Genomic DNA, 10375 nt, shown 5'->3' with positions numbered 1-10375 from the left:
CGGGACCTCGGTGAGAGTCGATCTTTGGACGGACCGACCTCTCCTACCGGGGTCCCGCGCCCCTGTTGATCATCTCCGTGTCCTCGGCGTGTCGCCGTCCGGAGCCGCCACTACTGGGAAAGCCTCACTGATCGCCACGGTGCACCGCATCGGGGCGCGAGCCGAGCGGAAAGTGACCGAGGAGCTGGTGAACGCGTTCAAGCGGGTCACCGGCAAGGAGAACATCTTGTTCTCGATCGCCGACGCGGCCCTGGCACACCCCGACGAGGCGGTCCGTGAGGTCGTGTTCCCGGCGGTGTCGGGTGGGGAGCAGACGCTGCGCGAGCTGGTCCACGAGTACAAGACCAAGGGGCCGGTGTATCAGCGCACGGTTCGGACGACGTTGCGCGCCTCGTACACCAACCACTACCGGCGCGGCCTGATCCGGCTGCTCGACGTGTTGGAGTTCCGCTCGTCGAACACCCACCGCCCGGTGCTGGACGCACTGGAGCTGATCGGGCGTCATGCGGTGTCGGGGAACCGCTCCTACTACCCGACCGACGAGACTGTCCCACTGCACGCGGGGCTGGGCGGGGACTGGGAGCCGCTGGTGTGGCGCGCCGACACCCGCGGACGGCGCCGGGCTGTGCGCATGGCGTATGAGATCGCCACCTTCCAGGTGCTGCGCGAGCGGCTTCGATGCAAGGACATCTGGGTCGCCGGCGCCGCGCGGTGGCGCAATCCCGACGCCGACCTCCCTGCCGACTTCGACCTCCACCGGGTCGAGCACTACCGGGAACTGCGCAAGCCCCTGGACCCGACCGCGTTCATCGACGAGGTCCGCGACGAGCTGACCGACGAGCTCGATGGTCTTGACGAGGCGTTGCCTGGCCTGGGCTGGCTGGAGGTGGCCGAGCGGGCGTCCGGAGCGATCCGGCTGACCCCGCTCGACGCGGTCCCGGAGCCGACCGGGTTGCGCAGGCTCAAGGCCGAGGTGGCGCGGCGGTGGGGCGCCGTGCCGCTGGTGGACATGCTCAAGGAAACCGTCCTGCGCACCGGCTGCCTCACCTCGGTCACCGGCCGCACCGGCCGCACCGGGATCTCGCCGGAGGTGCTGGCCGAGCGGCTGGTCCTGGCCATCTACGGGTACGGCACGAACACCGGGCTACGCGCCGTTGCCGCCGGGCGACACCCGCACAGCGAGGAGGATCTACGCTACGTGCGCCGCCGCTATCTCAACCTCGACGCTGCGCGGGAGATCGCGGTCGCGATCGCTGATGCGACCTTCCGCGCCCGCCGCGAGGCGATCTGGGGTGGCGGGTCGACCACCGTGGCCTCAGATTCCACCCACGTCGCGGCGCTGGACCAAAATCTGCTCACTCAGTGGCACTCCCGCTACGGCGGCCGCGGGGTGTTGATCTACTGGCACGTCGAGCGGGACTCGATGGCCGTGCACTCCCAGCTGATCTCCTGCACCGCCAGCGAGGTCGCCGCGATGGTCGAGGGCGCTGTCCGACACGGCACCACCATGCAGGTCGAGGGCAACTACGTGGACTCCCACGGCCAGTCCGAGATCGGGTTCGGCGTGACGCGCCTGCTGGGGTTCGAGCTGCTGCCGCGCATCAAGCAGATCAACCGGGTCCGCCTCTATCGGGCCGGGCCGGGCCAGACCGAGCGGCACCCGCGGCTGGCGCCGGCGATGACCCGCCCGATCCGCTGGGACCTCGTCGCCCAGCAGTACGACCAGATGATCAAGTACGCGACCGCGATCCGCACCGGGACAGCGTCGACGGAGGCGATCCTGCGCCGGTTCACCCGGGCGGCATCGCACCCGACCTACCAGGCGATGCTGGAGCTCGGACGCGCCCAGAAGACCATCTTCGTCGCCCGCTACCTGCGCTCGCGGGAGCTGCAGCGCGAGATCAACGCCGGGCTCAACGTGGTCGAGTCGTGGAACCGAGCGAACTCGGTGATCGCCTACGGTAAGGGCGGCGGCCTGGCCACCAACCGGCGCGACGAGCAGGAGATGATCGTGGCTTGCCTGCGGATCCTGCAGGCCGCACTGGTCTACGTGAACACCCTGATGCTGCAGGACGTCCTCGACGACCCCGACTGGGCCAACACGCTGTCGCCGGCCGACCGGCGCGGCCTGTCCCCGCTGTTCTGGACCCACGTGCTGCCCTACGGCCAGGTCCACCTCGACATGACCGCGCGGCTGCGGCTGCGTACCTGATGACGGCCGCTCACCTCACGCAAGCCGCACTTGGCAGCGCTGGTCACACCAAGACATCCCGCTACCTTCGTGCCAAGGCTGCCTGATTCCGCTCAGTGTTGAGACACGACTCGCAGTCCGCTTCCGTCATCGAGTAGACCGGCGGAGGTGCTGTAGCCGGCTGTGGTCAGCAGGTGGCGGTAGTGCTGTTCCTCCGCAGCCAGGTCGAGCCCGGGCCCGTCGGAGCAGGCCACGAGAAGCTCCCCGTCAGGGCCGGGCTCGACGACGAAGCCGCCGTGATTCTCGCCGAATTCGGCGCATCCGGCCGCGCGGAGTAGCGCCCGCACCTGCTCGGCCTGTCGGTCCTGCTCGGTTTCTAGCGGCCGCCGACCGCCTCCGCCGTCCTGACTGTTCATGAGCTCGACCATAGGTGACCCGTCCTGACTAGGGGCCTGAATCCGGGAGGAGGGCGGTGGGGTTGTCGGCTGGTCTCTGGAGCCAGGATTACCGGAACTGTCGTCGACACCGTCTGGGCGGCTGATGGTTGGGTTAGACGCGGTGGGCAGCGACGGCGTCGGTGTAGAGCTGTTCGGCCTGCGCGGCCGCGGTGGGGTCGAGGTCGGTGACGAGCGCGACCAGGACGTCGATGACGGCGAGGTGGACCAGGCGGCTGGCGGTGGCCTCGAGGCCGTGGAGCTCGGTGGCGCCGGCGACGATCGCGTGGTTGCAGAGTTCGGTGAACGGCGAGCGGTGGTAGCTGGTGAGCCCGATCGTGCTGGCGCCGGCGTCCCCCGCCGCTCGGAGCGCGGTGAGGGTCTCCTGGGTCTGTCCGGTGTGGCTGATGGCCAGGCAGCAGCCGTCGGTGCCGAGCATGCGGGCCGCCAGGTGCTGCTGGTGCGGGTCGGTCAGCACTTCGGCGTGCACGCCGAGGGTGCGCAGGCGGTGTCCGGCGTCCATGGCGATCGGCGCGGAGGAGCCGACCCCCGCGACGAGCACGCGGGTGGCGCGCCGTAGTTCCTGCGCGACTTGGAGAAGGGTGTGGTGTTCGAGGGTGGCGGGGAGCTGCTCGAGCCCGGTGACCGCTGACCGGAGAACCGTCTCGATGGTGTTCGCTGGGGCTCCACCGGGTTGCTGGCTCGCGGTCGCGTGCGGTGCGGCTTCGGCGGCGAGGCGGAGCTTGAGGTCGTGGAAGCCCTTGAGGTCGATGTCCTGGCAGAAGCGCACGACGCTGCCGACCGAGGTGCCGGTGCGGTCGGCCAGGTCGGTGACGGTCAGGCCCACGACCTCGGCGGGAGCTGCGAGGACGGCGTCACCGATGCGGGCGGCGGTGGGTGAGAGGCTGGGCCGTAGTGACCGGATCCGGGTGGTGATCGGCCCGACCAGCTTGGGTTCGGGGCGGTGATCGAGCGCGGCTCGGGTCGTCACGGGGCGGGCCATGCCACCACCTTAAGCCAGCTAGAACCCTACATTTCGCAAGTTCCATGTGTTGTGGACGGAAGTTCCATCCATCGTTCAGGTTCCATACGATCTACGTTTCCGGCGCGGGCCTAGCTTCTGGTACTTGTGATGACGAGCAGCGCAGAAGGCGTTCTGACCACCCATACGGGCAGCCTGCCGCGCCCGAGCGAGCTGGCCGAGTTGATGGTCGCGCGCGAGACCGGCACCGCGAACGAAGAGTCGTTGGCTCGGCTTCCGGGGCTGATCCGGGACGCGACCCAGCAGGTCGTGGCGCGCCAGGGCGAGATCGGGATCGATGTCGGCAGTGACGGCGAGCAGGGCAAGATCGGATACGCGACATATGTGAAGGAGCGGATGTCGGGCTTCGACGGCGAAGCCGGAGCGCTCTCGCTGGCCGACCTCGACGACTACCCCGAGATCACCGCGCAGGCTCTCGACGGGCTGGTGACCGCGACACCGTCGTGCACCGGGCCTGTGCGCTACACCGGCGGCGAGGACCTGGCCCAGGAGCTCAAGGAGCTCCGTGCGGCGGTGGACTCGGCCGGCGACGGTGCGCCGTCGGAGGTGGTGGTGACCGCGGCGTCGCCGGGGGTGATCGCGATCTATCTCGCCGATCAGCACTACGGCTCGCACGAGGCCTATCTCGGGGCGCTGGCCGAGGCGATGCGCACCGAGTACGAGGCCATCGTCGCCGCGGGGTTCGTGCTGCAGATCGACTGCCCGGACTTGGCGATGGGCCGCCACGCCCAGTACGCCGACGCCACCGTGGCCGAGTTCCGCCGCGCTATCGCCGGGCACATCGAGGCCCTCAACGCCGCCACCGCCGGCATCGATCCGGACCGGATGCGAATGCACCTGTGCTGGGGCAACTACGAGTCCCCGCACCACCGCGACGTCGACCTGGGCGACATCGTCGACATTGTCATGACCGGGCGGCCCCGCGGGGTGCTGATGGAGGCGGCGAACCCTCGCCACGCCCACGAGTGGCAGGTGTTCGAGGACTACTCGCTGCCCGCGGACAAGATCCTCGTCCCGGGAGTGATCGACACCTGCAGCAACTACATCGAGCACCCGCAGCTGGTCGCCGAGCGCATCGTCCGCTACGCCCGCAGCGTCGGGATCGAGCGCGTCATCGCCGGCACCGACTGCGGTTTCTCCACCTTCGCCTCGTTCCTGCCCGTGCACCCTCGGATCGCCTGGGCCAAGCTCGCCTCCCTGGTCGAAGGAGCCCGCCTGGCCACCGAGCAGCTGCGCTCCCCTCGCCGACCGGCGCATGCTGTGGAGCTCAGCGCATGAGCACCACCGAGGCCCGGCCGGAGCCGGGTACCGGGGCGATGCGGGTGCTGTGCGTCGGCGACGTCGTCGGCGAGGAGGCCGCGGGCTGGCTCGCAGGCCGGATCCCGCAGCTGCGTGACGAGCACGGCCTGGACTGGGTCGTGGTCAACGCCGAGAACTGCGCGGTCACCGGCCCGAACCCGATGGACGGGTTCGGCATGACCGTCGAAGTCATCGACCAGCTCCTCGATGCCGGCGTGGACGCGATCACCGGTGGCAACCACTCCTGGGACGGCCCGGACGTCGACAAGATCCTCTCCTACCCGCAGGTCGTGCGACCGCTCAACCTCGACGAGGACCGCGGCCAGGGCCTGCTCACCCTGCGCCGCGGTCAGACGACGCTGACCGTGATGAACCTGCTCTCCCCCACGGCGGAGCTGCCCGGCATGGCTGCGCCGATGCCGAGACCGCTGTGGCCGTCCTGGTGCCAGATCACCGCCGACCACGACCTGCCCGGTGCGGTGGTGATCGACCTGCACGGCGAGTCCCCGTGGGAGAAGGCGTCCTTCGCCGCCGCCATCGATGGACAGGTCGCCGGCGTGGTCGGCACCCACACCCACGATCCGACCCTGCGCGGGCACCTGCTGCCCGGTGGAACCGGGTACGTCGCCGAGCTGGGAATGACCGGCCGGCTCGGACACACCGGCGGCGGTTTCGACCCGATGCACTTCGTCGCGAAGCTACGCGGCGAGGACCACACCGCCCTGCCCGCCTACACCCTCGCCCAAGGCCCACTCGCCCTCGGAGCGGTCGTCCTCGACATCGACGCCACCGGAGCGAGCACCGCGGTCACCCGCATCAGCTGACACGGGCACCCACCAGGAGGACCAATGACCGGCACCCCCGCCGCAGCCTCGCCCGACCAAGGAGCAACGCGGCGGCGGGTGCTGATCTCCTCCACCATCGGCTCGACGATCGAGTGGTACGACTTCTACCTCTACTCCACCGCGGCCGCGCTCGTACTCGGGCCGCTGTTCCTGCCCGCGAGTTCCCCGACCTCGTCGACGCTGGCCGCGTTCGGCACCTACGCCGCCGGGTTCGTCGCCCGCCCGATCGGCGGACTCGTCGCCGGGCACTTCGGCGACCGGATCGGCCGCAAGACCCTGCTCGTGGCCACCGTCGTGCTCATGGGGGCAGCAACGGTCGGGATCGGGCTGCTGCCCACCTACGCCCAGATCGGGATCTGGGCACCGATCCTGCTGATCACGCTGCGGATCCTGCAAGGCCTCGCGGTCGGCGGTGAGTGGGGCGGCGCGGTCCTGCTCGCCGTGGAACACGCCCCACCCGGGCGGCAGGCGTTTTTCGGTAGCTGGCCACAGATGGGCTTCCCCGCCGGCCTGTTCCTCGGCACCGTGGCGTTCAGCGCCGCTGCGACCCTGCCCGATGAGCAGTTCTATGCCTGGGGCTGGCGGCTACCGTTCCTCGTCTCGGTGCTGCTGGTCGGCCTCGGCCTGTTCATCCGGCTCCGCCTCGACGACGGGCCGGCCTTCGCCCATGCCCGGTCCCGTGGGCAGCTCCTCGAAAATCCTCTGCTGGCTGCGCTGCGGCGCTACCCCCGGCGGATCGTCGCGGGCAGCGCCGCAGCGCTCGGGCACGGCACGATCGTCACCCTGTTCACGGTCTGGCTGCTCAGCGTCGCGTCCGGCCCTACCGGGGAGCACCGCAGCACCGCGTTGCTCGCCCTGATGATCGCCGCCGCCGGACAGTGCCTGAGCACCCCGGCGTTCGGGACGCTGTGTGACCGCATCGGCTATCGCTCGGTCATGCTCGCCGGTCTCGCCGCAGCCGCGATCGCGCTGATACCCGGCCTGCTGTGGGTACCCGGCGGCAGCCTGGCCGCCGCCGTGGTGACCTTCCTGCTGGCCATGACCGTCGGACACGGCGCCGTCTATGCCGGGATCGCCGGGCTGCTGGCCACCAGTTTCCCCACCGAGGTCCGGTTCTCCGCGGTCTCGACCACCTACCAGCTCGGCAGCACCGTCTCCAGCTTCGTTCCGCTGGTCGCTGCCGCGCTGGCCACGACCACCGGTGGCTTCGGCGTCATCGCCGCGATCGCGCTGTTCGTCGCGGCCGCGGCGGCCGCCGCGATCGTGGTCCTCGCCCGATCGGTACACAGCACGCAACCGGCGCCGACCGGAGCCGACATGGACACGTGACCGCGCGGGTTCCTATGACGTCCCGCGACCGGATCGCGGCGGCCCCGGCGATCTATCCGGCGACGATGCCTCGGCAGTAGATGACGCCCAGCTCGACGTGGTCGATGTTCTGCTCCCGGATCCAGGCCATGTTCTGCTCCTGCACCCGTTCCGCCGCCGAGGGCTCCAGCTCCATGATCAGGCGCCGGATCCCGGTACCGGTCGCGATCCGCCACCAGTCCTGCGGCGTCTGCAGGGGCAGCGCACTGACCTCGTGCACGACCTCGACCTGCTCGAGGCCAGCGGCTTCGAGATGTGCGCGCATCACCTCGGCGTCCTCGGTGCGATGCCACGGCACGTCGACGTCGAGCCCCGGGTGCTCGGCGAGAGCGGCCTCGATGAACTGCCCGTAGAGCGGGGAGAAGAACTTCGGGCCGAGCGAGGTCACCGCGACCTGCCCGCCCGGACGTACTGCGTCGCGCATCGCCGCGATGCTCGCCCGGACATCGCTGGCGAAGAAGATCCCGAACACGCACGTCGCCGCGTCGAACCGATCGGCGCCGACGTCGAGAGCGTCCATGCTGCCCACCACGAACTCGGCCTGCGATGCACCGGTCTCGGCTGCATGCCCACGCGCCAGCGCGATCATCTCTTCGGCGATGTCGACCCCGAGCACCGTGCCCTGCGCGCCCACTTGCTGCGCGGCGGCCAGCGCAGCGGGGCCAGGCCCACACGCGACGTCCAGAACCGACTGGCCTGCGCTCAGCCCCAAGCGCTGCACCGTCTCAGTGGCCGCGTAGCTCCAGAAGTCCACCGAAGTCGTGTCGTAGTCCACGGCCGCGGTGTTGTAGGTCATCCGCGGGTTGTAGATCTCAAGACTGGTCATCAGAACTCTGACGCAGCCATCGCCCGTCTCGTCGACTCCGACAGCCCTCGGCTCGCCGCCGATCTGATGAGTGCGGCGGGCCCCATCTTCGGCGTGCGTTCTGAGAACATCGCCGAGAGGCTCTTCGAGCTCGACACGTGGGTCTGCCGCCACATTGAGCCCGACGACCCGATCGCATCGGGGCAGCCGGTCACCGACGCGACGACCCGCCACCTGACGCTGGAGACAACCCCGGAGCGGCCCGCTGGTCCGGACGGCCCATTGCCGCCGCGGCATACCCGGAGGACGCTAACGATCATGGCAGTCGACGTCCGCCTCCTCGACGGACCCGCCGAGGGTGTGACCGCTCACTACGGGTACATGTCGATTCCCCTGCCGAGCCTGTACTGGTCGGACGGCCGAACTAGCCGACAGGCCGTCTACCACCGGGTCGAGGACTACCCGGACCCCGACGGCGCCTGGCTCTACCGGGCCGCGGTGCCGCCACCCTGACCGGTGCCGGTCGAGGTATCGGGGACTCAGGTCCGCCATCATCCCTTGTCCACCCACAACGGCACGTACTCGGCGGCCTCCCGGTCGAGGGCCGCTCATGGCGTTCGCCGGCAACTTGGCCGCGCACGACGCCCGGCACCTGGGTCGCGACCTTCGTCCGCGATCGGGCGATCAGCCCTGCCTTTCGCGCCCGTCGTCGCTTTGCTGCGATGCGTACCGTCTCGCAGCGTCCGGACTCGGAAGGGGAGTGCCCATGACCAATGTCGACGAACGGGCCCACGAGGCAGAACGCGCCGAGCAGTATCGCGCCCTCGTCGAGTACGGCTTGACGGCCGGAATCGGGGTGGGCCATTCGCTCGGGATCACCCTCGAGGCGATCGGGGCAGGCCGCGCGGTCTGGACGATGCAGCCGTCGACCCGCGCCGCCGATGCCCACTACTCCGTCGCGGGCGGCGTCCTGGCGACCCTGATGGAGGCGGCGATGGCCAGCGCGGTCCATGCGGCGCTCCCGCCCCGAACGACGTACACGGCGGCCGGACTCTCGATCGCCCTGGTCGGCAAGCTCCGGGTCGACGATCCCGAGGTGTGCTGCGAGGCCCACGTGGTGCACTGCGGCAGCAGAACGGCGACCGCCGACGCCCGGGTCATGACCGCGGACGGCAGGCTGGTGGCTCACGGAGGAGCCTCGTTCCTGGTGTTTCCGGTGCCTCAGGGTTGAGTTCACTGAGGGAGGTGCGAGAGAGGTCACAGGGTCGATCGGCCGCCACCCCGGGTCGAGTTCCGTCAACGTTCACACACCGTTGCACCTCCTCGCTTACGGTCGGATCCTCTAGGCGAGGAGACCCCTTCCATGGAACTGCGACATTTGCACTCCTTCCTCACATTGGCCGAGGAGCTTCATTTCGGCCGTGCCGCCCAACGTCTGCACATGGCCCAACCGTCACTGAGTCAGCAGATTCAGAGGCTCGAACAGAGCCTCGGCACCCAGCTCGTCGCCCGATCGTCGCACGAGGTGCACCTGACTCCCGCGGGCGAAGCCTTCGTGGTCGAGGCCCAGGCCGTGCTCAGCCGAGTGGACCGGGCCAAGGAGACCACCCGCCATGCGGCGGAGGGCCGCGCGGGCACGGTGCGAGTCGGATGCAATCTCCCTGCGGCGCAAGGTGTCCTGCCACGCGTGCTCGCCCGGTTGCGTAGCGAGCTGCCGGATGTGGTGGTGGCCCCCCGGGAGATGTGGACCGGGCCTCAGCTGCGCGCCCTGCAGGCGGGGGACATCGACGTCGCGATGGTGTACGGACCCCCGCCCGACGGGGACTGGGGACACCAGCGCCTGCTGCGCACCCCGCTGGTCGCCCTCGTCGGTGACCGCCACCCGTGGGCGTCGCTCGGCCAGGTGAGCTTCGCCGAGCTGCAGGGCCAACAGTGTCTGCTCTTCCGCCGCGAACGCAGCCCCGCGATGTACGACCTGATCACCCACACCGCCGGCGCCGCGGGCTTCACGCTCGACGTCGTCGACCAGGTCGAGGACCCGGTCGCGACGTCGATCGTGGTGTCGATGCGGAACGTGGTCGGGTTCTGCTCTGCGTCCCGGGCGGCGGCCGTCTGCGCCTCGGCCGTCGGCATCCGGCCCGTCACCGTGGCGCTCGTCGATCCGGTACCGGCGCTTGAGCTGTACGCCGTGTGGCGGTACGACGTGGACAACCCGCTGGTCGAGGAGTTCGTCCGCTGCCTGAAGGCGAGCGCTCCGTTCGGCCAGCCGGGGCGCAGGCCCGCCGCCGCCGTACGCGCTGTCGGAGCCTGAGCTCACCGATTCCACTGTCGAAACTATCGGCCGAGAGCCCATGGCTCTGGCGCGCCGTCGGCCCGAACGGGGTGGGTGAC

General features: G+C 70.0%; 9 protein-coding genes and 1 pseudogene. 7 read left to right on the top strand and 3 right to left on the bottom strand.

Annotation, left to right across the window (positions count from 1 at the left end; all coding sequences use genetic code 11):
• Nucleotides 1-127: 127 nt before the first annotated feature.
• A pseudogene (locus tag WHI96_RS25500) lies at nt 128-2212 on the top strand (Tn3 family transposase); the annotation flags it as partial.
• Between the two features lie 92 nt (nt 2213-2304).
• Here WHI96_RS25500 and WHI96_RS25495 read toward each other — a convergent pair.
• Together WHI96_RS25495 and WHI96_RS25490 are read right to left on the bottom strand one after the other, a co-directional pair.
• The gene (locus tag WHI96_RS25495; protein ID WP_143517423.1) at nt 2305-2607 is read right to left on the bottom strand and encodes a hypothetical protein; all 303 of its coding nucleotides are present in this window, start codon (nt 2605-2607) and stop codon (nt 2305-2307) included.
• Nucleotides 2608-2740: 133 nt separating this feature from the next.
• Nucleotides 2741-3628: a MurR/RpiR family transcriptional regulator gene (locus WHI96_RS25490; RefSeq protein ID WP_010234896.1), complete on the bottom strand. Its 888-nt coding sequence runs from the start codon at nt 3626-3628 to the stop codon at nt 2741-2743.
• Between the two features lie 129 nt (nt 3629-3757).
• Between WHI96_RS25490 and WHI96_RS25485 the strand changes: the two genes are divergently transcribed.
• Genes WHI96_RS25485 through WHI96_RS25475 form a run of 3 tightly spaced genes read left to right on the top strand, consistent with a single transcriptional unit; the run spans nt 3758 to nt 7140 of the window.
• A complete protein-coding gene (locus WHI96_RS25485; protein WP_050802454.1) occupies nt 3758-4945 on the top strand; it encodes a cobalamin-independent methionine synthase II family protein in 1188 nt (395 codons plus the stop codon).
• Nucleotides 4942-5790 carry a YmdB family metallophosphoesterase gene (locus WHI96_RS25480; protein ID WP_094928609.1) on the top strand — a complete coding sequence of 283 codons (849 nt, stop codon included), beginning with the start codon at nt 4942-4944 and terminating at the stop codon, nt 5788-5790. Before WHI96_RS25485 ends, WHI96_RS25480 begins: the two co-directional genes overlap by 4 nt.
• 24 nt (nt 5791-5814) lie before the next feature.
• Complete coding sequence (locus WHI96_RS25475) at nt 5815-7140, top strand: MFS transporter (protein ID WP_075315380.1); 1326 nt, start codon at nt 5815-5817, stop codon at nt 7138-7140.
• Between the two features lie 52 nt (nt 7141-7192).
• On the opposite strand, the gene WHI96_RS25470 is transcribed toward WHI96_RS25475, so the two are convergent.
• Complete coding sequence (locus WHI96_RS25470; RefSeq protein ID WP_170918957.1) at nt 7193-7975, bottom strand: class I SAM-dependent methyltransferase; 783 nt, start codon at nt 7973-7975, stop codon at nt 7193-7195.
• Nucleotides 7976-8098: 123 nt separating this feature from the next.
• Between WHI96_RS25470 and WHI96_RS25465 the strand changes: the two genes are divergently transcribed.
• From WHI96_RS25465 to WHI96_RS25455, 3 genes are all read left to right on the top strand, one after another.
• Nucleotides 8099-8497, top strand: coding sequence for a hypothetical protein (locus tag WHI96_RS25465; protein WP_349302459.1), 399 nt, complete (start codon nt 8099-8101; stop codon nt 8495-8497).
• Nucleotides 8498-8750: 253 nt separating this feature from the next.
• A complete protein-coding gene (locus WHI96_RS25460) occupies nt 8751-9215 on the top strand; it encodes a PaaI family thioesterase (protein WP_253066973.1) in 465 nt (154 codons plus the stop codon).
• 132 nt (nt 9216-9347) lie between these two features.
• The gene (locus WHI96_RS25455; RefSeq protein WP_253066974.1) at nt 9348-10295 is read left to right on the top strand and encodes a LysR family transcriptional regulator; all 948 of its coding nucleotides are present in this window, start codon (nt 9348-9350) and stop codon (nt 10293-10295) included.
• Nucleotides 10296-10375: the final 80 nt, after the last annotated feature.

This window comes from Pseudonocardia tropica, assembly GCF_040105315.1.
Classification (GTDB): Bacteria; Actinomycetota; Actinomycetes; order Mycobacteriales; family Pseudonocardiaceae; genus Pseudonocardia; species Pseudonocardia alni.
This window is presented reverse-complemented; position numbering and strand designations above follow the sequence as displayed.

What these genes read in the sequence shown, in the direction of transcription:
- WHI96_RS25480 (WP_094928609.1), top strand. Translation starts at nt 4,942, where the DNA reads ATGAGCACCACCGAGGCCCGGCCGGAGCCGGGTACCGGGGCGATGCGG.
- WHI96_RS25490 (WP_010234896.1), bottom strand. Translation starts at nt 3,628, where the DNA reads ATGGCCCGCCCCGTGACGACCCGAGCCGCGCTCGATCACCGCCCCGAA.
- WHI96_RS25495 (WP_143517423.1), bottom strand. Translation starts at nt 2,607, where the DNA reads ATGAACAGTCAGGACGGCGGAGGCGGTCGGCGGCCGCTAGAAACCGAG.
- WHI96_RS25470 (WP_170918957.1), bottom strand. Translation starts at nt 7,975, where the DNA reads ATGACCTACAACACCGCGGCCGTGGACTACGACACGACTTCGGTGGAC.
- WHI96_RS25455 (WP_253066974.1), top strand. Translation starts at nt 9,348, where the DNA reads ATGGAACTGCGACATTTGCACTCCTTCCTCACATTGGCCGAGGAGCTT.
- WHI96_RS25475 (WP_075315380.1), top strand. Translation starts at nt 5,815, where the DNA reads ATGACCGGCACCCCCGCCGCAGCCTCGCCCGACCAAGGAGCAACGCGG.
- WHI96_RS25460 (WP_253066973.1), top strand. Translation starts at nt 8,751, where the DNA reads ATGACCAATGTCGACGAACGGGCCCACGAGGCAGAACGCGCCGAGCAG.
- WHI96_RS25485 (WP_050802454.1), top strand. Translation starts at nt 3,758, where the DNA reads ATGACGAGCAGCGCAGAAGGCGTTCTGACCACCCATACGGGCAGCCTG.